This is a genomic window from Xanthomonas cucurbitae (genome assembly GCF_002939885.1).
In the GTDB taxonomy this organism is placed as follows: domain Bacteria; phylum Pseudomonadota; class Gammaproteobacteria; order Xanthomonadales; family Xanthomonadaceae; genus Xanthomonas; species Xanthomonas cucurbitae.
Genome location: NZ_MDED01000046.1, coordinates 1 through 24,940 on the forward strand (window position 1 = coordinate 1; position 24,940 = coordinate 24,940).

The window sequence follows — 24,940 nt, forward strand, 5'->3', positions numbered from 1 at the left end:
GACGCATTGGCCGACATGTTGGAAGGCGGGATCGGCAAGTGCCTCCAAGCCTGATGTGCTTCGCCCCCCCGTAGGAGCGCACCCGGGCGCGACGAAGCTTTCACGGTAACGCTCCATCGCGCCCGGGTGCGCTCCTACAGATTGCGCGTGGGTGAGTCGTCCGTCGATGATGGAATCAACGTAGTACGCGAAACCGTACCTGGGTCCAGGCGCCATCGCCGGCCATCGCGGTCAGCGTGTGCTGTCCCACCTCCGCGAAATCGCGCTGAAATCCCTGTCGTCCGCTGGTCTGGGCGATCCAGCGGCCATCCAGAAGCCAATCGATGCGCGCTTCGCTGCCCAACGCGCGCAGCTGCAATCGCACCGGGCGGACGCTGTCGTTTGCGCGTGCCAGGGTGGCACGGTCGCTCACCCCTTCGATGCGCAGCACGCCGCCACCGGTCATGCGCCCATCGGGCAGACAGTCGGCGGCCAACGGTGGCAACTGCGCAGCCGTGCGCTCGGCCGCGCTGAGCCAAGGCGACACCAGCGCCGGCCAACGCGCCAACGCACGCGATTGCCGCTGATGCGGCTGGGTACATTCCTGCGACAGCCGCTGGCCGCTGCGCGCGTCCACCTCGAACCGCAGCTGGCCGCTCTGCCAGAGCCGCGCATCGCGGTCGGCGAAGGTCGGCGGCACCGCGCCATCGAGCGTATAGGCCTCGGCCCGGCGCGCACACAGCGGCGGCGGCGTCTGCTGGGCCGCCCCCCCCAGTGGCCAGCAGATCTCCACCGGCTGCACCGTCGCAGGCATCGGTACCGGCACGCTGTCGCCGGCATTGCGCGGCAATGCATCGATGACCTCGAACATCAGCGGCAATGCCGTCACCGCGCCGTATTGCCCGGGCAGCGGCGTGCCGTCCGGCCGCCCTACCCAGACGCCCACCGTATAGCGACGCGTGCCACCGATCGCCCAGGCATCGCGGTAGCCATAACTGGTGCCGGTCTTCCAGGCCACGCCCGGGCGCGCGGCGGTGTCGAAGGTGCCACTGCCGTAGCCGGGGCGTGGGTTGCTCTGCAGGATCTCGCGCACGATCCAGGCAGCACCGGGCGACATCAGCCGGCGGTTGATCTGCGCATCGTCCGGCGTATAGCGCACATGCCCGGCAATGCCGCCACGATTGAACGCCGCAAAGGCGCCTACCAACTCCTGCAATTGCGCACCGGTGCCGCCCAGGATCAGCGCCAGCGATGGCGGTGTGCCACGCGGGAAGTGCAGCGCAATGCCGGCATTGGACAGCCGCGCGGCAAAGCGTGCCGGGCCGATGCGATCGAGTAGATCCACTGCCGGCACATTCAACGACAGGCGCAATGCAGTGGCCGCGCTCACCGGCCCATTGAAGGCGGCATCGAAGTTGCCGGGCCGGTAATCGCCGAAGCTTTGCGGCGCGTCCACCAGCAGGCTTTCCGAATGGACCAGGCCATCGTCCAGTGCCATGCCGTAGAGGAACGGCTTGAGCGTGGAGCCAGGCGAGCGCCAGGCCTGCACCATGTCCACATGCCCCAGCCGTTTGCGGTCGCCGAAGCTGGCCGAGCCCACGTAGGCGCGCGCTTCCATGGTGGCGTTATCGACCACCAGCAGGGCCGCCGAGGTCCGTTCGGGCAATTGCGAAAAATACGTGCCCACACGTTCTTCCAGCGTGCGCTGCAGCTCCACATCCAGCGTGGTGACGATGCGTGCGGCGCGCGGCTGTGCGCTGTGCAGGCGTTGCGCCAGCAAGGCCGCCTGCAGCGGCGGCTTGAGCGACCGGGTCACCACCGGCTCGATGCGCGCATCGTCCACCTGTCCGCGCGACCACACGCCCAGTTCCACCATGCGGTCGAGCACCTTGTCGCGCGCGCGCTGCGCCGCCTCCGGGTGCCGGTCCGGGCGCAGCCGGCTGGGCGACTGCGGCAACACCGCCAGCAAGGCCGCTTCGGCCTGCGAGAGCGCCTTGGCCGGCTTGCCGAGATAGGCCCAGCTGGCTGCTTCCACGCCCTCGATGGTGCCGCCATACGGTGCGCGCTCCAGGTAGAGGGTGAGGATCTCGCGCTTGCTTAGATGCAGTTCCAGTTGCATCGCACGCAGCAGCTGCTTGGCCTTGCCCCACGGCGTGCGCGTATGCGGGTCCAGGATGCGTGCCACCTGCATGGTCAGGGTGGACCCGCCGGACACGATGCGCCCGCTGCCGAGCCACTGCCCAGCGGCGCGCAGCAGGCCCCATGGATTGATGCCGGGGTGCCGCCAGAACCAGCGGTCCTCGTAGTTCAGCAACGCCTGCAGATAGAGCGGCGACACCGTCTCAGGGGTGGCCGGATAGCGCCACACCCCGTTGCGGTCGGCGAACGCGCGCAACGGCGTGCCGTCGCGTGCCACCACCAGGGTGGAGGTATCGCGCGATTCGGGCAGCGGCAGCGGGAAGGCCAGGTCCAGCACCAGCAACCCGGTGAGCAGGGCCGCCGCACTCCAGCGCAGCCAGCGGCGACCACGCCGGGCCGGTTGTTTGCGCGCAGGCGGACGCGGCTGCGTGCGGTCCATCCAGGTCTGCGCCGGCGGTTGTTCGTCCATTGTGCCAAGCATGCAGGGCAAAACGTGTTTCGGCCACTGCTACGCGCTCGCACCGCCTGCCCACAGGCTATCGGTTCGCTACTGACACCCGCCGCTGGCTCAGCGTTTTTCCAGCGTGGCGCGATAACGCAGCAAGGCTTCCGGTGCATCGGTCTGGATGATACTCACGCCGTCGCGGTACAGCCGGCCCCAGACCTTGTCCGGGTCGCGTACTGCATCGGCATCGCCGCCGTAGCCGACGATGAAGCCTTCCCACAGCGAGTTGACCATCAACCGCACGCTGTGCGCCTTGCTCACCGCGGTCAGCGCGGGCAGTTGCGCGGCGGCCATCCTGGGCAACTCGAACGCCATCGGGCGCGCATTGCGCGTCTGCGCCTTGGCGATCGCCGCCAGATCGGCAGTGCCGTGTGCATTGAGCAGAATCGGGAAGAAGTACACGGTGTTGAACGGCGCCATTCCCGCCAGTGGTGGCGTGGCGATGCCGGCTTCGGCCTTGACGATCACCTGGTGCTGCATCCCCAAACGCGCCACCGCATCGACCACCTGCACGTAGATCGCATCTTTGACATCCAGATTGAGCAGGATACGGCCCTTGGACGCGGCCAGCATCTGCTCCAAAGTGACTACGCGCTGGTCGGTCAGCGGCGCCTGCGCGCCGCCTTCGTCGCTGCGCAGGCGCAGCTTCTGCAGGTCCGCCAGGGTCAGTTCGGACAGCTTGCCGGTGCCGTCGGTGGTGCGGTCCACGGTGGCGTCGTGCAGCATCACCAGGGTGCCGTCGGCGGCACGTCGCACATCGGTTTCCATCACATCGGCGCCGATCGCGATGCAGCGCTCCAGTGCGGCCAAGGAGTTCTCCGGCGCGGTATCGGCGAAACCGTGTTCAGGTGCTGGCGCATGACACCCGCGATGGGCCACGACCACGATGCCGCCCTGCGGATTGCTCAAGCGTGCCTGGATGGCGGCCACGCCGTTGGGCGCTGCAGTAGCGGGGGTGGCCATGGCCGCGCACACCGATGCGGCAAGGGCGGTGACAGAATGCAAGGACATCGAAACGACTCCGCTTGAGGGAAATAAATCGCTGTGCATCTACCAGCCTCACCGTGCTGCGTGATGCTGCTGGATCAAAACGCCGGGGTAAACCGCAGACCAACCCAATAGGTCGTGGGTACCGAGTAACTGTCCTTGAGCAGGTTCTGCCCGGGGCCGGTGACACTGGTGATGCGGCTATGGGTGAGGTTACTGACCTGGCCGACCAGGCTGAACTGCTTGCTGACCGCGTAGGTGGCGGTGAAGTCCAGTTGCGAGCGTGGCGACCAGTACAGATCCTGCCAATCGATATTGCTGACGATGGCGCGTAGCGCCTTGCCCTGCCGGTTGTAGGCCGCGCGCAGTTCCAGGCCACCGGTGTTGTAGAACAGCGTGGCATTGGCGGTGTAGTCCGGCTGGCCGACCAGATTGTCGAGTGTGCGTTCGCGCTGGGTCACCGCGCCGCCGCTGCCGACGCTGTAGGGCACATCCAGGCTGCCATCGAGCAGCGCCAGATTGGCGCTGAATCCGACGCCGCTCAACCAGGGCGCAAGCGGGGATAGCGTATTGACGATGCCATTGAACTCCACACCGCGGATGCGTGCCTTGGCAGCATTGGCCGGTGTGCTAATCATCGCATTGGCGTAGGTGGTGCCATCGAAGGTGTAACTGTCGGTGCGCGAGAGCGTAAAGATTTCATCCTGGATGCGTTTGTCGAACACCGCCGCCGCAGCGAACGCGTCGAAATCGCCAGGCAGCTGCCATTCCAGCGACAAATCCAGGTTATTGGACACACGCGGCTTGATGTCCGGGTTGCCGATGGTGACCGTGACGCCTTGCGCATTCGGGTTGCCGGCGTCGGCCGTGTTGACGAAGCCGATCGAGGTGCGTGCGGCGTACGCATCGTAAGGCGGCCGGCCGAGCGTGCGGCTGGCACCGGCGCGCAGGTCCAGCGCGTCGGTCAGATGGTAGGTCATGACGGCCGACGGCAGCAGATAGTCGTACTCCGCACTGGTCGGATGATCGACATAGACATAGCGGTTGCTGGCGGTGTCCAGCTGCCGCTGGCGACCGACGGTGTCGAGCCTGGTGCTGTCCAGATGCACGCCGGTCTGCACATTGAGCCGGTCGCTGCGATAGCTCACCAGGCCGTAGCTGCCGAAGGTCTTTTCGGTATGGGTGAAGTTGTCCTGGTTACTGAAGGCCTGCTGGTCGGTGCTGTTGAAAGCGCTCAATGGCGTACTGGCCAGCACGCGATTGGCCTTGTCCGGATCGATGCTGAGCAGGTTCAACCCCACATAGCGCATCGGCGCCCTGCCGCTGCCGACCACATCGGCGAGGCCGAGCGCGGGCGCGCTGCGATTGGGCTGATATTCCACACGGTAGATGTCGTAGGACGGTTTGTCGGTGGTGTAGGACACGCCCGCTGCAAAGCCAATGCCTTGATCGCTTTCGCCTTGATTGAAGCCATAATCGAGCCGACCGGTGAGGATGCGATCGGCGGCCGTGCGCTTGTAGTCCGGCCGCCAGTACGACAGGCTGTAGTTGTCCAGATTCGTGTAAGCCTGCGGCGACACGGCGAAGCGTTGGTCGAACCCGGAGGTGTCGTAGTTGAACGCATAATTTGGCGTGGCATTGAGGCTCACGCCATTGCCGGTCTGCCCCACCGGCACCGGCGCCGGGCGCGTGATGCCGGTGGCGTATTTAATCATGCGGATCGGCTCGTCGTAGGTGGCATCCGACCACGCGCCGCGCGCAGAGAATTGTTGCCGATCGCTGGGCCGCCACAGCGTGCCCAGCTGGGCCACCTTGGTCTGCGTGGTCATGATCTGGTTTGAGTAACCCACCTCGATATCTCCACCCGGATAGCGACCGGAGGTCGCGGTCTGGTCAAACACCTGATTGCGATTGCGCGGGTCGATGATGACTTCGTTGCGCTGCATGTCGTCCTTGAAGGAGTAATAGCCGGCCATGGCGTACGCTTCCAGCGCCGCGCTGGGCCGCATTTCGAACTTGCCGGTGACGCCATAGCGGTCGCGCTGGTTTTGCACGTACCAGTACTTGTCCTGCTGCGGCACGGCCCAGCCATTGCCGAGATTGGCGCCGGTCTGCAGCACACCGTTGGCGTCGTAGAAGCCGTAATGCACTGTGTCGGTGGTCATGTGGGTTTCGGTGTAGCTGCTCAGCGTCTGGTAGTTGGCCGACAAGGTCAGCCCGTACTGCTGCTCGCTACCGAAGGTGCGGCTGCCGGTGGCATTCAACCGGTAGCCAAGATCGTCCTGGTCGCGCGGCTTGCCCACGTCGTTGGCGTGTCCCAGTGCGGCTTCGGCACTGAAGAACGGCTTGCCGCCGTTTTCGAACGCGCTGCGGGTTTTCACGTTGATCGCACCACCGGTGGCGTTGGGATCCAGGTCCGGCGTGAAGGTCTTGACCACCTGCAATTCGCTGACCATCGAAGCCGGCAGCAGATCCAGCCGCACGCCACGCGTGATCGAACCGAGCGTGCCGTTCGGCGTGCCCGGCGAGGCGATGGTCAGCCCGTCGATGGTGACGTTGTTGTACGACGGCCCGAGACCACGCAAGACCGGAGTAGCCGCCTCATCGCGCGGATGTTCGTTGTCAGTGGCAGGCAACACCGACAGGCCCGGTACGCGACGCAGCGCTTCGACAATGGTGCTGTCGGGCAGTGCGCGCACATCGGTGGCGCTGATGACGTCGGTGATATTGGTCGCCGCACGCTTGCTTTCCACCGCTGCTGCGTTGGCGCGCCGTACGCCGGTGACCTGCATGGCATCCAGTGTCTGCACGCCGGTTTTGGTTGCGGCGGCCGGTGCGGCGGCGTTGGATACTTCCCCTGAGGACGCGAGCGATTGTGCGCCCACCGCATCGCCCGGTGCCGCGCTGGCGCCTGCGGGATTTACAGAGAATGCGGGCGACGATGCAACGGTGCGCTCTGCGCTAGCAGACGTCGCGTTGGTCTGCGCCTGCAATGCTGGCGAACATGCCGCGATGGCGACGGCGAGAACGGACAAGTGAAAACGGCACGAATCGGAGCGCTGCATGGAATCCCGTGATCGCGTAGCAAGAGCACCACGCCTGTGAGAAAGCACGCCACCGTAGCCAATGGAAATGACCCCTGCGTTTCGCTCGCATCTCAAGGCCAAGACAATGCGTAGCGGCATCGCCAGATACGAAGCAGGTCGTCGGAGTCGAAACAACCGTCAGTGCGGCGCTTCACTCCTGCTGCGGGCGATCAAAGCCCCTCTCCCGGCGGGAGAGGGGTTGGGGTGAGGGGACGGGGCGAAGCCGCTCGGCAATCGATCACACCAGGCTCCGCACCGACCCTCATCCGCCCCTGCGGGGCACCTTCTCCTCCATGAAGGAGGACAATGTCCCGACGGGAGAAGGACCAACGCATCGCCTTACGGCTGCACCACCGTGATGGTGGATGGAGTGGTGTGCCCCACCCCGCGCAGTTCCGGCCGGTACATATCTTCCACCAGCGACGGCGGCACGGTGTAGGTGCCCGGCGTGACTGCACGCACCAGGTAGTACACCTGTGCCTTGCTGCCCCTGGAGAGTGCCAGCGCGGCCACATAGCGGTCGTCGCGGAACTCTTCGTGCTTGATGTCGGCGGCGCTGGAACGCTCGGAGATGCCGATACCGTCCACCACCACATCAGCCCACTGCTTGGCGTCGCCCAGGTTGAAGTTCTCGATCTCCAGGCCGGCCGGCAACAGATCGGTGAGCAAGGCGTCGGGCATCGCCTCGTTGGCGGTGATGGTGACGCGCACGATCAGCGCCTCGCCCTCCTTCAGTGCGCGCGGCGTCCACGGCTTGCCGTCGGTGGTGTACCAGCTGCGCTCCACACTGAGGTGGCGCGTATCTGCCTCCGGTGCGCTACGCGGGATGCCGGCCACTTCCAGGCTGGCGTACATCGGCGCCTCGCCCTGCGGTGCAAACTGCACCCCCCGTGCGAGCGCGGCGCTGTCGAAGCTGCGCCCGAACACCCGTGCCGGAGCGATCTGCTGGGCGTCGCCGCCCACGGTCAGCGTGCCGGACACCTGCTTGCCCTGCCCCACCATCAAGGCCTTGCCCAGGCGCGCAAGTGCCACCTGCTCCTGCGTGCTCAGCCACAATGGGCCACCAGCGCGGCGTGCATCCAGCGCACGCCCCAGGGCCACTGCGCGGGTGTCGTACTCGGGCTTGGACAGGCCACGTTCGTGCAGCAGGGCCATCATCAAGGCATCGTCGCGGATTGCACTGCCGTAGTCGCCGAAATACGGCGGCCGCTCGGAACTGTCCTTGGCGAAGCCAGCCTTGATCGCCGCCTCGCCCCGCTTGGTGTCGCCCTGCAGCGACAGTGCCGCACCCAGGTGCACCAGTGACAAGCCGGTGAGCGCCTTGTCGCGCTGGTTGTCGTACAGCGCGCGCAGCGTGCCCAGCGGGGCGCGGTTGACACGTGCCAGCACGTAACCGGACCAGGCCTGGTTGGCGAACTTCAGATTGTCGCGGCGGTCCTGCCCATAGAACTCATTGCCGCCGGAGAGCAGATCTTCGCTCAGGCGATTGAGCGCCTTCTGCAACACGTTGTCGGGCACCGTGAAACCGGCATCCTTGGCGTCGAGCAGGAACTCGGCGATGTACGGCGTCAGCGCCGGATTGACATAGCCGTCGTCGCCCCACATCGAAAAATGCCCACTGGCGATCTGCATCGACGCCAGCCGCCCGAACGCGCCTTCCATCCGTTCGCGACGCGTGGCCGCCTCCAACCCCTGGGTGCCCAGTGCCTTGGCGGTGGCGTCGTCGAGCAACAGCGCCGCGTAGCCCTTGCTGGTGGTCTGCTCGGCGCACCCGTACGGATACTCCAGCGCGCCCTGCAGCGCGCTGGCGAACGGAATCGGTGGCAGTGGGCTGACCACCATGCGCGCGGTGACCGAGCCGGCCATCAGGCCATCGGCAAAGCCGCTGTCCAGGGTGATCGGTGCCAGCGGGTCGAGCACGCGCGTCTGCGCACGCAGCACCTGCGGCCAGCCGGCACGCACCGGCAACTCGTAGCTGCGGTCGGCCTTGAAGCCGTTACCATCCACGCGCACGCGCACCTTGGCCACGCGATAGCCTTCGGTGGCGGTGAGCGGGAAGCTCAGCGTCTGCTTGGCATCGGTGGCCAGCTTGATGCTGCGCGCCGCCTCGGCAATCGCCAGCGGGCCGATGCCGTCCACGCGCACACTGAACTCACCCGGCTTGCCGGTAAAGTTCTGCACGTCCAGCGTCACCGTGCTGCGGTCGCCCGGCGCCATCACGCGCGGCATGCTGGCCTCGGCCAGGATCGGCGCACGCACGATGGTTTCCATGTCGTGGTTGCCGTAGCGCGTGTCCGAGTAGACCAACGCCGACACCCGCAGGGTGCCGTTGAAATCCGGCACCGGCAGTTGCACGCGCGCATTGCCACGGGCGTCGAGTTTCACCGAGCCGGAGAACAGGTCCACGGTCTGCACGCGCGCCGTAGGGCGCTTGGCCTGCGGCAGCGCTTCCAGTGCCATGTCGCCACCGAACTTGAGCTTGCCACTGGTGCCTTCGAAGCTTTCGATCACCCGACCGTAGATATCGTAGGCATCGGTGCCCAGGCGCCGCTGCGCGAAGAACTGCGCGTTGGCATCAGGCACCGGGAAGCGGGTGATGTTGAGGATGCCCACGTCCACCGCCGAGATGGTCACGTGTGCGGCCTTGCCTGCCAGCTCGGGCACGCTCACCGTCACCGGCAATGGCTGCTCCGGGCGCATCTGCTTGGGCGCAGACAGGCCCACTGCCACGCGGCGGGCCTTGCGCTCCATCGGCACGAACGCCACGCCCACGGCGCGTGCGGGCGTGATCTTGCTGGGAGCGGTGCCGCCGCGGAGCACCAGCGCGGTGACGTAGACATCGTGGCGTTCCCAGCTTTCTGTCACCGGAATCTCGAACGTGCTGCCCGGCTTGACGTCGATGTCCTGCACGTACAGCAGCTTGTCGCTTTCCACCAGCAGCACGCCCTTGCCGGCATGCGGTGGGGTCAGCGTCACCTTGAGCGTGTCACCGGCGCGGTAGCCGGTCTTGTCCAGGGCCAGCTTGACCTTGTCCGGGCGCGCGTCCAGGCCACGATTTTCGTCGTTCCAGCTCCAGCCGGCGCGGAACGGGTAGCGCGTGGTCAGCCCGGTGGCCGGGTCGAACACATCCAGGCGGTACTCGCCCCATTCCACCGGAAAATCGAGCTTGGCGTTGCCGCCGGCCACGTCGATGATGCGCGTGTCCTTGTTCTCGAAGCGGCGGGTGAAGTCGTAATCCCAATGGTCGTCGGTGTAGTTCCAGTGGTAGTCGCGCAGCTCGCGCACCAGCGTGGCCTTCAGGCCCTTGGCCGGCTGCGGCTTGCCATCGGTATCCACACGGGTGATCTCGAAGCGCGCGTTGGCATTGGCATCGGCGCCGTCCTTGTCGTCGAACAACGGGCGCACGCCGACCAGCGCCTTGGCCGGCCACAGCACGCGCTTGAGCGTGCGGGTGACGGTACGTCCGCCGGTCTCGTACACGCTGCCGGAGACCACCGCGGCAATCGTGCTGACCGGCTTGGCCTCGGCCGGCAGCGCGATGTCTTCGCGCAGGATGCCGTCACCGCCGAACTCGGTTTCGATCACGTCCTTGGCTTCGCGCGGCAGCTCCAGCGTGGGGTCGCCGAAGAACCAGCCCGGCAACGACTCCAGCGGGTGCTGCTCCACGCTCACCGCCAGCTTGGCGGTGAAGCGGTTGCCATCGGCCGGCGCGCCATACAGATACGCGGCATTGGCCACCAGCTTGAACGGCTGGCCGGCGCTCAAGGTCTTCTGCGTGCTGTCCAGGTCCAGCTTCATGCGCTCGGGCAGGAACTCTTCCACACGCACGGTCATGCCCTGTACGGCGTCCTTGCTGGCCGGGTCGGTGCGGAACTCCACCTGCCAGCGGCCGGTCGGCGCATCGGCGGGAATCTGCTGGGTGAACTCGAAATAGCCTTGTTCGCCGGGCTGCAGCTTGGTTTCGCGGAACGTTTTGCCGTCCGGCTGCTTGAGGCGCAGGAAGACCGGCTGAGGCTTGGTGGGCTTGCCGTCGTTGTCGCGCAGGATCGCCGAGACCCGCATGGTCTCGCCGGGGCGATACAGGTCGCGCCCGGCCCAGGCGAATACGTCGAACCACGCACTCTGCCGCCCGGCCACCGCAAACTCGCTCAGATCCAGCGCCGGCTGGTTGAACGGCAGCATGGACAGATCGGTCTTGCTGCGCGCCACCAGCACATGGCCAGCATCGAGCGTGTAGTTGAGCAACGCATTGCCGTTGCCGTCGGTGGCGCCCTTGAGGAACAGCTCGCCCTTGGCATCCAGAATGCGCACTTCCACGTTCTTGATCGGCTCACCGCTCTGCAACGAGGCGGTGTGCACGAACAGCTTGTCCTTGTAGGCGCGCGTGTGCAGGCCGATGTCGCTGATGGTGAAGAAGGCGGTATCGAATTCGTTGCCGAAGCTGCCGGCACGCTTCATCACCGCGAAGTACAGGCCAGGCTCCTGCAGCTCCTTGATGTCCTGCGTGGGCAGGTAGGTCAGCACGCGCTCGTTCTGCTTGCCGCCCAGGATGAAACGATTGACGTAGACCGGGTCGGCCAGCTTGGACAACGGCTGCTTGCCGCTGTATTCGCTTTCCAGCTCCCAGCTGCCGCGGCGCCCGCCGCGCTGGAAATGCTGGAAGAACGCCGGCAGCGACTTCTCGCGCACACGCAGGAATTCCACGTCCACTTCCGGCACGTTGACCGACACCACCGGCAGGCCGCGGCTTTCGCGCGCCGGCAGCACGCTGCCCTGCGAGGCAAACCCGGCCACCGGTTGCAACTGGCCGGTATAGACCTTCTGTTTGAGCGGCTTGCCCAGCCGGCTACCGTCGGCCGCCAGCAGGTTGGCGTCGATCAGCACCGTGTAGTCCTTGGCGGCCTCGACATACGGATAGCGCAGGGTCTTGCCGTCGTCGGACAGCGACCAGCTGCTGTCACCGGTACCGACCTTTTCCTCGAAACGCACCAGCGCATCGAAATCCTGCGTCCCAACCAACGGCCGGGAGAATTCCAGCGCCAGCGATACGCCATCGCTGGTCTGGTCGGGATAGGCGCGCGCCAGCGCAAAGCCGGTGATGGCCTGCGTGTCGCCCTTGATTGCCTCGCCGCTGGCGGCCGGTAGCTGGCCGCTTTCGTTGCGCTTGCAGGCCACGCTGCCGAGCGCCACCGTGAGCAAGACCACCCACAGCACCATGCGCCGCATGCCCGACGCCCTCATCCCTGATTCCCGGCTGTCCATTCGCGCTACCCCATGACTGAGACCACCAGTATAGCGACGCGCCTCACCTGCATGCGCTGCGTGGCGGCAGAGGCTGCCCGCCCTGCGTCTTCTCGCGACTTCGGGCAAAGAACGCGTGGTGGCCGTTGGATCAGCTGCGCGCAGACAACCTGCAGCCGGGTGGCCCGACTCGGTGCTCCTGGGCTGGTGGGAATGTCCTCAACGGCCCCTCATCCGCCCTCCGGGCACCTTCTCCCGCACGCGGGAGAAGAAGTGCCGCGCTGTGTCTCGCACGCCGGCGTGATGCTGCCTCGCACGCGTGGAAACAATTTCGCTGCCTATTGGATGCAGGTTCTGCAAGTGCAATTGAGTTCCGTCAGTTGCGAAGGCTTGCACCACCACAAAGCGCATGACTCTCCTCTCCTGTTGACGGGAGAGCGCATGACTCTCCTTCTCCCGTTGACGGGAGAAGGTGCCCGAAGGGCGGATGAGGGGCGGTTTACACCGCCGCACCGGAGCGGCGCAGTACCGACAGCACCTGCGCTTCCCTGGCCACGCCGCAGCAGACATCTCAGCGCAGCAGTTGTCGCATATACAACGCAATCAACGCCGGCTTGTCCAGGCGCAGGCAGACCTGCACGTTCGGCGTGCCCGCACTTTCGCGGGTATATCCTTGCGCATCCACGTCCAGATGCAGCGGGATGGTCGGGCACAGTGCGGGGCGCAGCAACCAGGCGACCGGCACCACGTCGAACACCGTTGGCGTGGCGCTGGCCCAGGGCTGGTCGGTGTTGCGCCACTGGTAGTAGAGCTGGGTCAGCGCGTCGGTCAGGCCATCGCCGTGCGCGAACAAGGCTATCCGCTCGGGTTCTTCCAACGTGATCTGGGTGGCATCCAGCGGCAGCAGCACGATCGGCACGCCCGCCGCGAACACGCGCTGCGCAGCAGCCACATCGGACACGATGTTGTACTCGGCAGCCGGCGCGCTGGCCGGGCGATACGCGGACTTGCCGTAGCCCACCCGCACCGAGCCCCCCATCGCCACGATGCGCTTGAGCTTGGCAAAGCCGGCAGGGTCGCGTTGCTGCGCCAGCGCGGCATCGGTCATCGGACCCAGCACCAGCAGGGTCACCTGCCCTGGGTGGCGACCCGCCTGCTGCAGGATCATTGCCGCCGCGTCCGGCAACCCCGCCGGCAGCTGGCCCTTGGCGGCCCAACGCGCCTGGCTGAAGGCGATCGTGCTGGTGGTGGGCACCCCCACCGCCAACGGAATCTTGTCGCGCCCGGCCTGCTGCAATACACGCTGCAACAACTGCGCACGCAAGCGGGTGTCCCCCCAGGCCGAGGCAATCCCCAGCACATCCAGTTGCGGGCTGCGCAGCAACAGGGCCAACGCGAAGGCATCGTCGATGTCGTCGCCGATGTCGGTGGACACCACCACCTTCTCGGCTGCCAGCGGCACGTCTGCGCGCGGTTCGGCCGGTGCAGGACGCTGCGCCCACGCGGCGGTGGACGTGCACCACATCGCCACCATCACCCATACGCGTTGCCGGATCCACTGCATGTCGCTACTCCTGCTGCCATAAAAAAACCGCCGGCAGGATCGCCGGCGGCTGAGTGCTGCTACACGCCGGCGCCGATCAGAAATTGGCGCGGAACTGCGCACCGACGATGCGCGGGTCGTTGATGAAGCCGGTGAGGTTGTTGAAGTCGATCGCGCCGGTCACGCGGATCTGGTTGGTGCAGTTGCGACAGAACGCCGACAGTTCGTACGCACCGGCGCCCCAGTTGTAGCCGATCTTGGCGCCGCCCTCGACCAGCGGCTGGCCGATGAACTCACGCGAGTCGTACAGGAAAAAGTTCACTTCGCTGCGGTAGGACCAGTCGGTGTAGAAGAACAGCTCGCCATCGTCACCCATCGGGATGCCGTAGCGCAGGGTGGCATTGGCCATCCACTTGGCGGCCTGCGGCAGCGCGTTGCCGTCGATCAGCGCGCGGCCAGCCGCGTTGATCGGATCGGTCACGGTGCAGGTGCGGCACACGCCCACCGACAGGCTGGGGTCGTCGATGCGGGTCCAGTTGTAGGCGCCACCTGCAGTCACGCGCAGGTTCTGGGTGAGCAGCGCCTCGAAATCGAATTCGGCACCGCGCGCCTTGGTCTTGTCGGCATTGAGCAGGCGCACGTCGTTGGACGCGCCACCCACCGCGGTGAGCTGCTGGTTCTTCACGCGGAAATCGTAGATGTCGAAGCTCAGGCGTGCACGGTTGTCGAACAGGTCGGACTTGACGCCGATCTCGAACGAATCCACCGTCTCCGGCTCGGCCACGGTCAGCGGCGCGGTGCCCGAGGGCACGCCAAAGCTGGCGCCACGGAAACCACGTGCGGCACGTGCGTACACGTTGACGTCTTCATTGAGGGCGAAGGTGGCCGCCAGGTCGCCGGTGACCTTGGAGTTGTCGGTCTCGCCGCTGGACGGCTCCACCAGGGTGACCCGATCCAGCGCCAGCACGTCGAAGGTCTTCTTGTCGTAGGTGTAGCGGATGCCCGCGCGCAGGTTCAGGCGGTCGGTGGCCGCATAATTCAACGAGCCGAACGCCGCCCACGAGGTGTTGCGCTGGCGGGTCAGCTGGTAGCTGGCAAGGTCCCCGCCGCTGAAGGTGTTGTAGGTGTAGTTCTCGCCTTCCACATCGTCGTGGAAGTAGTACAGGCCGGCCTGCCAGTTGAGCGGGCCTTCGTACTGCGATTCGGCACGCAGCTCCTGGCTGAACTGGTCCAGGCTCTTGATGCCACCGGCGGTTTCCACCGGGAACGGAATCGCGCCCGGGCCGGACGGCGGTGCGAACACCGCGCCGAAGCCGCCGTCGATGTCGCCACGGCTGTAGTACTTGCCGATGCCTTCATAGGCGGTGATCGAGTGCAGCGCGATGTCGCCCAGGTCCCAGGTCAGGTTGGCGCTGCCGCCGTAGGTCTGCAATTCCTGTGTGTTGGCGCCGTCGATAAAGGATTTTTCCGCATCGAAGCCATCCACCAGCTGGTTGGTGCCGGGCTGGATGATGTTGGCGCGGAACAGCCGCGCGGTGCCGTCCAGGTGCCGGGCATGCGCATTGAACAGCGCGCTGAAATCATCGCTTGCCTGGTACAGCAACTGCAGGCGCACGGCCGAGTCGGTATAGCCTTCCAGGTCGCGGCCGTCGCGGTTTTCCACCCAGTCGTCGCGGCGTTGGCCCAGGGCGGACAGACGCGCCGCCCAGTGGTCGCCCATCGCGATGCTCAGGCCGCTTTCCAGGGTCATGGTGCCGTAGGTGCCGTAGGACAGGCTGGCGTAGCCGTCATTGGCGCCGATGGTCGGCTTGACCGAATTGAACTTGACCACGCCGGCCGGCGTGTTACGGCCGAACAGCGTACCCTGCGGGCCACGCAGCACTTCCAGGCCTTCCAGGTCGAAGATCGGGAAGCCCTTCAGGAAGGCGTTTTCCTGCACTACGTCGTCATAGATCAACGACACCGGCTGCGAAGCGTAGGTATTGAAGTCGGTGTTGCCGTAGCCGCGGATGTACACGCGCGGGAACACGCGGCCATTGGACGATTCGATGTTCAGGCTGGGCACCTTACCGGCCAGCACGCGGATGTCCGAGCCGCTGGTGGCAATGGCATCCAGGAATTCCGGACGCAGCACGCTGGCCGACACCGGCACGTCCTTGGAATCTTCCGAACGGCGTTCGACCGTGACCTTGACCGCCTCCAGACGTACGACACCGTCGTCGCCGGGAGCCTGCTGCGCAGCAGCGTGGAGTGGGAGGAAAGACGCGACGGCGACGGCAAGCGCGCTGATCTTGAGCGACCGGCTGGCTGACATGGGAAGACTCCAAGTTCTGGTGGCAGGGCGGCTGCCTGGCCTGCATGCCGCAATGCACCATAATTAACACAATTTACACAACTTCAACAGATCGCGTGCAAAAAAGTCTACACCCCCAGGCGAAGCGCTCTAATTGATGCAACGCAGCCATAAACCTCTCCCGTCAGCCGGGTAGGAGCGCGCCTGAGCGCGACAAGCAGTCCCAGCGGTCCCAGCAAGACGGTTTTCTCGCAAGAACACCTCGACGCGCGCCCCACCGCATCGCAGGTGCGTCCGCCGCCCCAGATCACACCGTGCAATCAAGACTCACTACCCAGATACTGGTCGCAGCGCCCAGTGCTACCGGCACGCTACATGCCGCACACACGCCACCTGCCTGGAAGGCAAGACGCCCCTTGCGCCAATCACTCGACCTCGGCGATACCACCTGGCACCCGCACCCACCCTTCCATCAGCACGCGCGCACTGCGGCTCATCAGCGCCTTGGTGACTTGCCACTGCCCATCCACCGGTGTCGCCTCGGCGCCTACCCGCAAGGTGCCCGATGGATGCCCGAACCGCACCGCCGGGCGCGCCACACCGCCGGCTGCCAGATTGACCAGCGTGCCCGGCACTGCCGCCGCGGTACCGATGGCAACCGCCGCAGTCCCCATCATGGCGTGATGCAGCTTGCCCATCGACATCGCTCGCACCAGCAGATCGATCTCGGCTGCCTTGACTGCCTTGCCGCTGGAAGCGATGTAGTCCGCAGGCGGCGCAACGAACGCCACCTTGGGCGTGTGCTGGCGCGTGACCGCCTCTGCCGGGTGCGCGATCAAGCCCATCCGCACCGCACCGTGTGCACGCAAGGTCTCGAACAGGCTCAGCGCACGCGGGTCGCTATTGATGGCGTCCTGCAGCTCGGTGCCGGTATATCCCAAATCGCGCGCATTGACGAAGATGGTCGGGATGCCGGCGTTGATCAGCGTTGCATCGAGCCGGCCCAGGCCGGGAATATCCAGCTGGTCGACCAGGTTGCCGGTGGGAAACATCGCCCCGCCCTCGCCTTCGGCATCGTCGGCCGGGTCCAGGAACTCCAGCTGTACCTCGGCCGCCGCAAAGGTCACCCCATCCAATGCGAAGTCACCGGTTTCCTGCACCTGACCATCGGTCATCGGCACGTGCGCCACGATGGTCTTGCCGATATTGGCCTGCCAGATCCGTACCGTTGCCACGCCATCGCGCGGCAGCGTTGCGGCATCGACCAGGCCATTGGCAATCGCAAACGGCCCCACCGCCGCCGACAGGTTGCCGCAGTTGCCGCTCCAATCCACGAACGCGCTGTCGATGGACACCTGCCCGAACAGGTAGTCCACATCATGACCCGGCCGCGTACTGGTGGAGACGATCACGCTCTTGCTAGTGCTCGACGTCGCCCCGCCCATGCCATCGATCTGCTTGCCATAGGGATCGGGGCTGCCGATCACCCGCAGCAACAGCGCATCGCGTGCAGCACCGGGCTGCTGCGCCGCTGCGGGCAAATCCTGCAGACGAAAGAACACGCCCTTGCTGGTGCCACCGCGCAGGTAGGCGGCAGGGATGCGGAGTTGGGGAAGATGGGTCATGGCGTCGTGATGTCGTAGAACGAGCAGTGGCTGATACGGTATCGGTGACCACGCCGGCAAGGTGACGGCATACCGTCACCGCTAGGGGGAATCCATCATCCATGCGGGAATATCGCGCTGCATCTGCAGCACACGCCAGATGACGATATCGTCCGCGTGTGCGGTGTAGAACAACAAATACGGGTATCCCTTCAATGGCCAGGAACGGATCTCCGGTAACTGCAGCAACATGGCGTAGCGGCTGGATCCAACGTCGGGGTGAAGCGCAATCATCGCCACTGCGGACTCAAGCGCCTTGATGAAGGCCAGTTCGCGCTGCGTCCCAGCCGCACTGCCGTACCACGCCGCAGCGGCCTTCACATCCTGCAAGGCCAGCGGGCGCCAACGCGCCGACGTCACTTGCTTGCGTCACGCGCGTGGGCACGTGCCCGAAGCGTGTCGAACAATTCAGTGCCCATCGGAACGGCGGGCCCGGAGTTGGCGCCGTCCAACAGCACGGCGCGCAGTTGTTGCGCGTCGCGCTGCCGGCGGATCAGCTCCCGCAGATACTCACTGCTGGAGCCATAGGCATGCTCCACAACCTGCTGGTCGACAAATGCCTTGAGCTCGTCCGACAGCGAGATGTTCATGGTGGCCATCCACGCTCTCCAATGGCAAAGATTGCCAAAGTGTGCCTGCTGGAAGCACCGCCAGCAAGCCGCAGCAGGGCCGCTGGACGGGCCTGCCTCAGGCCACCTTGCTCGCTTCCAGAAAATCCTGCGCAAACCGCTGCAGCACACCACCGGCTTCGTAGATCGAGACTTCCTCGGCAGTATCCAGCCGGCAGATCACCGGCACCTGCAGCTGCTCGCCGTTGCGCCGATGGATCGACAGTGTCAGCGTGGCACCCGGCGTGCGTTCGCCCGCCACATCGAAGGTTTCGCTGCCATCGATACCCAGCGTCTTGCGATTGGTTTCGGCGTTGAACTCCAGCGGCAAGACGCCCATGCCGATCAGGTTGGTGCGGTGAATCCGCTCGAAACCTTCGGCCACGATCACTTCCACGCCCGCCAGACGCACACCTTTTGCCGCCCAATCGCGCGAGGATCCTTGCCCATAATCGGCACCGGCAATGATGATGAGCGGTTGCTTGCGCGCCATGTAGGTTTCGATGGCTTCCCACATGCGCAGCACCTGACCGTCCGGCTCCAGCCGCGTCAGCGAACCGGCGGTGACCTGCTCATCGACCACTGCCATTTCATTGACAAGCTTGGGGTTGGCGAAGGTGGCACGCTGCGCGGTGAGATGATCGCCGCGATGGGTGGCGTAGGAATTGAAATCTTCTTCCGGCACGCCCATCTGCGCCAGATACTCGCCGGCCGCACTGCCGGCCAGAATCGCGCTCGATGGCGACAGATGATCGGTGGTGATGTTGTCGCCCAGCACCGCCAGCGGCCGCATGCCGCGCAGGGTGCGTACACCGGCCAGCGCGCCCTCCCAATACGGCGGGCGGCGGATGTAGGTGCTTTGCGGGCGCCAGTCGTACAACGGGCTGACCTGCATGCCCTGCCCCACACTGCGCTTGAACATCGGCTCGTACACGCTGCGGAAATGCTCCGGCTTGACGCTGCGCGCCACCACCGCGTCGATCTCCGCATCGCTCGGCCACAGGTCCTTCAGCGTGACCGGTACACCATCGGCATCGACACCCAGCACGTCCTTCTCGATATCGAAGCGCACCGTGCCGGCGATCGCATAGGCAATCACCAGCGGCGGCGAGGCCAGAAAGGCCTGCTTGGCATACGGATGGATACGCCCGTCGAAATTGCGGTTGCCTGACAACACGGCGGTGGCATACAGATCGCGCTCGATGATCTCCTGCTGGATGGCTGGATCCAGCGCGCCGCTCATGCCGTTGCAGGTGGTGCAGGCGAAGGCCACGATGCCGAAGCCCAGCTGCTCCAGTTCTCCCAACAGGCCGGCTTCTTCCAGATACAGCTGCACGGCCTTGGACCCCGGCGCCAGCGAACTCTTGACCCACGGTTTGCGGCCCAGGCCGCGCGCGTTGGCATTGCGCGCCAGCAGGCCGGCGGCGATGACGTTGCGCGGGTTGGAGGTATTGGTGCAGGAGGTGATGGCCGCGATGATGACCGCGCCATCGGGCATCTGACCCGGCACCTCTTCCCAGCGTCCTGCGATGCCGCGTTGCGCCAACTCACTGGTCGCCACGCGCTTGTGCGGATTGGACGGGCCAGCCATGTTGCGCACCACGCTGGAGAGATCGAACTGCAGCACGCGCTCGTAGTGTGCCGTCACCAGGTCGTCCGCCCACAAGCCGGTGTGGCGTGCGTAGGTTTCCACCAATGCCACCTGTGCATCGTCGCGACCAGTCAGGCGCAGATAATCGATGGTCTGCTGGTCGATGTAGAACATTGCCGCCGTCGCACCGAACTCGGGGGTCATGTTGGAAATGGTGGCGCGGTCGCCGATGGTCAACGCACTGGCGCCGGCACCGAAGAACTCCAGGTAGGCGCCCACCACACGCTGCTGGCGCAGGAACTCGGTCAACGCCAGCACGATATCGGTGGCGGTGATCCCCGGCGCCGGCCGGCCGGTCAACTCCACGCCGATGATGTCGGGCAGGCGCATCCACGAGGCGCGCCCCAGCATCACGTTTTCCGCTTCCAGCCCGCCTACGCCCACCGCGATCACACCCAAGGCATCCACATGCGGGGTGTGGCTGTCGGTGCCCACGCAGGTATCGGGAAATGCCACGCCGTCCAGTGTGTAGATCACCGGCGACATCTTCTCCAGATTGATCTGGTGCATGATCCCGTTGCCCGGCGGAATGACTTCCATGTTCTCGAATGCGCGCTTGGTCCATTCGATGAAATGGAAACGATCGGCATTACGGCGATCTTCCACGTCGCGGTTCTTGGCGAATGCCTGCTTGTCGAACCCTGCGTATTCCACCGCCAACGAGTGGTCCACGATCAGCTGCACCGGCACCACCGGATTGACCTGGGCCGGGTCGCCTCCTTGCTCGGCGATGGCATCGCGCAGGCCTGCCAGGTCCACCAGCGCGGTCTGCCCAAGAATGTCGTGGCAGACCACACGCGCCGGAAACCACGGAAAATCCAGCTCGCGCTTACGCTCGATCAGCTGGCGCAGGTAGGCGTCCAGCATCTGCGGTTCGGCGCGGCGCACCAGGTTTTCCGCGTGCACGCGCGCGGTGTATGGCAATGCCTCATACGCGCCGGGCTGCAACGCATCGACGGCGGCGCGTGCATCGAAGTATTCCAACAAGGTGCCTGGCAAGGGCTTGCGGTACTGGCTATTCATGGCTGGCGATATCACAAAGCGGGTGGGGTCTGTTGCTGTTGCTGTTGCTGGTCTCGCTACTCACCCCATGCTGCTCGCCACCCTCCCTTCTCCCGCAAAGCGGGAGAAGGTGCCCGAAGGACGGATGAGGGCCGCTCGCAAACAGCGACTTTCACGAACGCTGATCCAACGGCACGAACACCTGATCTTCCGGGCCGGTGTAATTGGCGGACGGCCGAATGATCTTGCCATCCACGCGCTGCTCGATGATGTGTGCGCTCCAACCGGCCGTACGCGCCAGCACGAACAGCGGGGTGAACATCGCCGTCGGCACACCCATCATGTGGTAGTTCACCGCACTGAACCAATCCAGGTTCGGGAACATCTTCTTGATGTCCCACATCACCGTTTCCAGGCGTTCGGCGATGTCGTACATCTTGCGGCTGCCCTGCTCGTCGGAAAGCTCGCGCGCGACGTCCTTGATGACCTTGTTGCGCGGATCGGACACCGTGTACACCGGGTGCCCGAAACCGATCACCACTTCCTTGCGCTCCACCCGCGCCTTGATATCGGCCTCGGCTTCATCGGGCGTGTCGTAGCGCTTCTGCACTTCAAACGCCACTTCATTGGCGCCGCCATGCTTGGGGCCGCGCAGCGCACCGATGCCACCAGCGATGGCGCTGTACATGTCGCTACCGGTACCGGCAATCACGCGGCAGGCAAACGTGGACGCATTGAACTCGTGCTCGGCATACAGGATCAGGCTGGTGTGCATTGCACGCACCCACGAATCCTTGGGCGCGAACCCATGCAGCAGGTGCAGGAAATGCCCACCGATCGAATCGTCGTCGGTCTCCACTTCGATGCGCTTGCCGTTGTGGCTGTAGTGATACCAGTACAGCAGCATCGAGCCGAGGCTGGCCATCAGCTTGTCGGCGATATCGCGCGCGCCCGGATGATGGTGGTCGTCCTTTTCCGGTTGCAGGCAGCCCAGCACCGAGACGCCAGTCCGCAGCACATCCATCGGATGCGCTGACGGCGGCAGCTGCTCCAGCGCCGCCTTCACCGCCGCCGGCACGCCCCGCAGCGAGCGTAGCTTGGCCTTGTAGCCGCGTAGCTCGCCGCTGTTGGGCAACTTGCCGTGCACCAGCAGGTAGGCGATCTCCTCGAATTCGCTGGTGGTAGCCAGATCGAGAATGTCGTAACCGCGGTAGTGCAGGTCGTTGCCGCTGCGACCCACGGTGCACAAGGCGGTATTGCCGGCGGCCGTGCCGGACAGGGCAACGGATTTCTTCGGCTTGAAGCCGGGAATGACGGTGTCGTTCATGCGATGAGCTCCCAAACGGTGGCGTGTTGCGAAGTCACGGACAAAGCTAAAGAATCGTGGACGCAGCAAGGTGCAATCATGCGCCTTTGCGTGCGAACAGCGCATCCAGCCGCTGTTCGTAATCGTGATAGCCAATGCGCTCGTACAGCTCCTCGCGCGTCTGCATGCTGTCCAGCACGGCCTGTTGATGCCCATCGCGACGGATGGCCATGTAAACCTGCTCGGCCGCCTTGTTGGCCGCACGGAAGGCCGACAACGGAAACAGCTGGATCGCCACGCCGGCCTGCGCGAGCTGGTCGCGGGTGAACAACGGCGTCTTGCCGAACTCGGTGATGTTGGCCAGCACCGGCACTTTCACCGCATCGACGAAGCGCCTGTAGGTCTCCAGATCGTAGGCGGCCTCGGCGAAGATGCCGTCCGCACCAGCCTCCACGCAGGCAATGGCGCGTTCGATGGCCGCCTCCACGCCTTCCATCTGGATCGCATCGGTGCGCGCGATCAAAAAGAACGCTGGATCGGTCTTGGCATCGGCCGCTGCCTTGACCCGATCCACCATCTCGCCCTGGCTGACGATTTCCTTGCCCGGCCGGTGCCCGCAGCGCTTGGCGCCCACCTGGTCTTCGATATGGCAGCCAGCCGCGCCGGCCTTGATCAGGGACTTGATGGTGCGCTCGATATTGAACGCGCTCGGCCCGAAGCCGGTGTCCACGTCTACCAGCAGCGGCAACGCACAGACGTCGGTGATGCGGCGCACGTCGATCAGCACGTCTTCCAGCGTATTGATGCCCAGGTCCGGTAACCCGAGCGAACCGGCCGCCACACCGCCGCCGGACAGGTAGATGGTCTGGTAGCCGGCACGCTGCGCCAGCAGCGCATGATTGGCATTGATCGCGCCGATGACCTGCAGCGGCGACTCGGCAGCCAGTGCTGCGCGAAAGCGCGTGCCGGCGGTGGCGGTAGGCGAAGACGTCATGGCGATTCCTGCGGTGAGATGGAGGGACAATGCGCAAAGGCCATGCCAACGGCAAGCCATTGATTCTACGTGGTCAACCCGCCACTAGTGTTGCATGAACGAAACATCTGCTGCAGCATGAAACAATAACGAAACACGACTGACCAATGCACAGCATTCCACCGACCGACTCCATGGAGTCCACCCCACCTACCATCTGGACCGTCAGCGTCTCGCGGCTGACCGGCCTGCTGGCCGATGTCATCCCCGAATTCGACCAGCGTGCGCGCATCGAGCAGATCAACCTGGGCTTTGCCGAAGCCGTCGAGGTCATTGGCCAGCGCCTGCGCCGCGAGCGTTGCGACGCGCTGGTGGCCGGCGGCTCCAACGCCGCCTACCTGCGCAGCCGCCTGGCGTTGCCGCTGGCACCGATCCAGGCGACCGGCTTCGACCTGATGGAAGCGCTGGCGCGCGCGCGCCGTATCGCTCCGCGCATCGGCGTGGTGACGCATGCCAGCGACGTACCTTCGTTTCATGCCTTCCAGACCAGTTTCGACCTGGACATCGAACACCGCCGGTTCGTCACTGCCGAAGACGCGCGCGACTGCATTGCCGACCTGCGCACGGCCGGCACCCAGGTCATCGTGGGCACCGGCATGGCGATCGATTTCGCCGAGCAGGCCGGCCTGCCCGGCGTATTGCTGTATTCGGCCGCATCGGTGCGCGAAGCCTTGGAGCAGGCCATCACGCTGAGCAGCGCCTCCACCAGCCCACAGCGCCTGACCACGCGCAGCCGCACACGCCGCGTGCGCCGCGACGACGCCCTGCTTGGCGAAGATGCCCCCATGCGGCAGGCACGCGAACTGGTGCAGTTATATGCCCCCCATTCGGGGACTGTGCTCATCAGCGGCGAGACCGGCACCGGCAAGGAACTGATCGCCCGCCAGCTGCACGCCGGCAGCCGGCGTCGCGGCCGCTTCGTTGCCATCAACTGCGGCGCCATCAGCGAGTCGTTGCTGGAAGCAGAATTGTTCGGCTACAGCGATGGCGCCTTCACTGGCGCGCGCCGTGGTGGCCACACCGGCCTTATCGAAGCCGCACAGGACGGCACGCTGTTTCTCGACGAAATCGGCGAACTGCCGATGCCACTGCAAACCCGCCTGCTGCGCGTTCTGGAAGAGCGCGAAGTATTGCGCGTAGGCGCCACGCTGCCGGTAGCGGTGGACGTGCGCGTGGTCGCCGCCAGCCTGCAACCGCTGCAGGTGCTGGTCGAGCAAGGGCGCTTCCGCCGCGACCTTTTTTATCGCTTGGCAGCGCTACGCATCGCATTACCGGCGCTGCGCAACCGCCCCGCAGAGATCGCCCTACTGCTGGCGCATTACTTCCAGCAACTCGGCACGCTGCCATCGCCATTGTCTCCGGCAGCGCTGCAGCGGCTGCAACGGCACACCTGGCCGGGTAATGTGCGCGAGCTACGCAACCTGGTCGAGCGCCTGTGCATCCATTGGAAAGCGCAACCGCACGACAGCCTGGGCCTGGATCAATTGCAACGCTGGGCACCAGAACTGTTCGATCTGCCCATGAGCGACGGCGCGGCAGCAGCCGACCACACCGACCTTGCGACCTCCCGCATGCACCTCACTGCAGCAGCAGTCCGCGCAGCGCTCGATCGCGCAAACGGCAATCGCGCCCTCGCCGCACAGGCACTCGGCGTCTCGCGCACCACCTTGTGGCGCTGGATGCAGGCACACGCGGCGGCATTACCTGCCTGAAATGCAGGCGCCAGCACGCAGCGATCACTTGACCCGCGTGTACTCGGTATCGCCCGTGCTCAAGTGACCGGTCGCCTGGTTGATCGCGTAATTGACGGTGCCCCCCCATGTCACGATAGTTGTCCGCTCCCCTGAATCCTCAGATGGAGAGCCCGATGGCCCGCTACAGCCCCGAACTCAAAGACCAGATC

13 protein-coding genes are annotated in these 24,940 nt (G+C 65.4%); 1 reads left to right on the forward strand and 12 read right to left on the reverse strand.

From position 1 onward, the window contains the following. Positions 1–175: 175 nt before the first annotated feature. From pbpC to prpB, 12 genes are all read right to left on the reverse strand, one after another. On the reverse strand, positions 176–2,587 hold the full coding sequence (gene pbpC, locus XcuCFBP2542_RS16850) for a penicillin-binding protein 1C (protein ID WP_104605140.1): 2,412 nt from the start codon (positions 2,585–2,587) through the stop codon (positions 176–178). A 99-nt stretch (positions 2,588–2,686) separates the two neighbouring features. Further along, positions 2,687–3,634, reverse strand: a complete 948-nt coding sequence (locus tag XcuCFBP2542_RS16855) for a glycerophosphodiester phosphodiesterase family protein (RefSeq protein ID WP_104605142.1) — start codon at positions 3,632–3,634, stop codon at positions 2,687–2,689. 74 nt (positions 3,635–3,708) lie between these two features. Continuing rightward, complete coding sequence (locus XcuCFBP2542_RS16860) at positions 3,709–6,675, reverse strand: TonB-dependent receptor (RefSeq protein ID WP_104605144.1); 2,967 nt, start codon at positions 6,673–6,675, stop codon at positions 3,709–3,711. Positions 6,676–7,035: 360 nt separating this feature from the next. Continuing rightward, positions 7,036–11,937: an alpha-2-macroglobulin family protein gene (locus XcuCFBP2542_RS16865; RefSeq protein WP_208800478.1), complete on the reverse strand. Its 4,902-nt coding sequence runs from the start codon at positions 11,935–11,937 to the stop codon at positions 7,036–7,038. Positions 11,938–12,508: 571 nt separating this feature from the next. Then, complete coding sequence (locus tag XcuCFBP2542_RS16870) at positions 12,509–13,501, reverse strand: nucleoside hydrolase (RefSeq protein ID WP_104605148.1); 993 nt, start codon at positions 13,499–13,501, stop codon at positions 12,509–12,511. Between the two features lie 76 nt (positions 13,502–13,577). Continuing rightward, the gene (locus XcuCFBP2542_RS16875; protein WP_104605150.1) at positions 13,578–15,794 is read right to left on the reverse strand and encodes a TonB-dependent receptor; all 2,217 of its coding nucleotides are present in this window, start codon (positions 15,792–15,794) and stop codon (positions 13,578–13,580) included. Positions 15,795–16,198: 404 nt separating this feature from the next. Next, on the reverse strand, positions 16,199–17,398 hold the full coding sequence (gene prpF / locus XcuCFBP2542_RS16880; RefSeq protein ID WP_104605152.1) for a 2-methylaconitate cis-trans isomerase PrpF: 1,200 nt from the start codon (positions 17,396–17,398) through the stop codon (positions 16,199–16,201). 81 nt (positions 17,399–17,479) lie between these two features. Next, complete coding sequence (locus tag XcuCFBP2542_RS16885; RefSeq protein WP_104605154.1) at positions 17,480–17,797, reverse strand: type II toxin-antitoxin system RelE/ParE family toxin; 318 nt, start codon at positions 17,795–17,797, stop codon at positions 17,480–17,482. Continuing rightward, entirely contained in the window at positions 17,794–18,036 is a 243-nt protein-coding gene (locus tag XcuCFBP2542_RS16890) for a type II toxin-antitoxin system ParD family antitoxin (protein WP_104605156.1), read from the reverse strand. Before XcuCFBP2542_RS16890 ends, XcuCFBP2542_RS16885 begins: the two co-directional genes overlap by 4 nt. A gap of 88 nt (positions 18,037–18,124) precedes the next feature. Next, positions 18,125–20,719, reverse strand: coding sequence for a Fe/S-dependent 2-methylisocitrate dehydratase AcnD (gene acnD / locus XcuCFBP2542_RS16895; protein WP_104605158.1), 2,595 nt, complete (start codon positions 20,717–20,719; stop codon positions 18,125–18,127). Positions 20,720–20,870: 151 nt separating this feature from the next. After that, a complete protein-coding gene (gene prpC, locus XcuCFBP2542_RS16900; protein ID WP_104605160.1) occupies positions 20,871–22,025 on the reverse strand; it encodes a bifunctional 2-methylcitrate synthase/citrate synthase in 1,155 nt (384 codons plus the stop codon). 76 nt (positions 22,026–22,101) lie between these two features. Further along, on the reverse strand, positions 22,102–22,998 hold the full coding sequence (gene prpB / locus XcuCFBP2542_RS16905; protein ID WP_104605162.1) for a methylisocitrate lyase: 897 nt from the start codon (positions 22,996–22,998) through the stop codon (positions 22,102–22,104). Between the two features lie 173 nt (positions 22,999–23,171). Between prpB and prpR the strand changes: the two genes are divergently transcribed. Beyond that, complete coding sequence (prpR, locus tag XcuCFBP2542_RS16910; RefSeq protein ID WP_372372344.1) at positions 23,172–24,749, forward strand: propionate catabolism operon regulatory protein PrpR; 1,578 nt, start codon at positions 23,172–23,174, stop codon at positions 24,747–24,749. Positions 24,750–24,940: the final 191 nt, after the last annotated feature.

Excerpts from the sequence above, each read along its gene's own strand:
- XcuCFBP2542_RS16875 (WP_104605150.1), bottom strand. The coding sequence starts at position 15,794 with ATGTCAGCCAGCCGGTCGCTCAAGATCAGCGCGCTTGCCGTCGCCGTC.
- prpC (WP_104605160.1), bottom strand. The coding sequence starts at position 22,025 with ATGAACGACACCGTCATTCCCGGCTTCAAGCCGAAGAAATCCGTTGCC.
- XcuCFBP2542_RS16890 (WP_104605156.1), bottom strand. The coding sequence starts at position 18,036 with ATGGCCACCATGAACATCTCGCTGTCGGACGAGCTCAAGGCATTTGTC.
- prpR (WP_372372344.1), top strand. The coding sequence starts at position 23,172 with ATGGAGTCCACCCCACCTACCATCTGGACCGTCAGCGTCTCGCGGCTG.
- prpF (WP_104605152.1), bottom strand. The coding sequence starts at position 17,398 with ATGACCCATCTTCCCCAACTCCGCATCCCTGCCGCCTACCTGCGCGGT.
- XcuCFBP2542_RS16865 (WP_208800478.1), bottom strand. The coding sequence starts at position 11,937 with ATGAGGGCGTCGGGCATGCGGCGCATGGTGCTGTGGGTGGTCTTGCTC.
- prpB (WP_104605162.1), bottom strand. The coding sequence starts at position 22,998 with ATGACGTCTTCGCCTACCGCCACCGCCGGCACGCGCTTTCGCGCAGCA.
- acnD (WP_104605158.1), bottom strand. The coding sequence starts at position 20,719 with ATGAATAGCCAGTACCGCAAGCCCTTGCCAGGCACCTTGTTGGAATAC.
- XcuCFBP2542_RS16860 (WP_104605144.1), bottom strand. The coding sequence starts at position 6,675 with ATGCAGCGCTCCGATTCGTGCCGTTTTCACTTGTCCGTTCTCGCCGTC.
- pbpC (WP_104605140.1), bottom strand. The coding sequence starts at position 2,587 with ATGGACGAACAACCGCCGGCGCAGACCTGGATGGACCGCACGCAGCCG.
- XcuCFBP2542_RS16855 (WP_104605142.1), bottom strand. The coding sequence starts at position 3,634 with ATGTCCTTGCATTCTGTCACCGCCCTTGCCGCATCGGTGTGCGCGGCC.
- XcuCFBP2542_RS16870 (WP_104605148.1), bottom strand. The coding sequence starts at position 13,501 with ATGCAGTGGATCCGGCAACGCGTATGGGTGATGGTGGCGATGTGGTGC.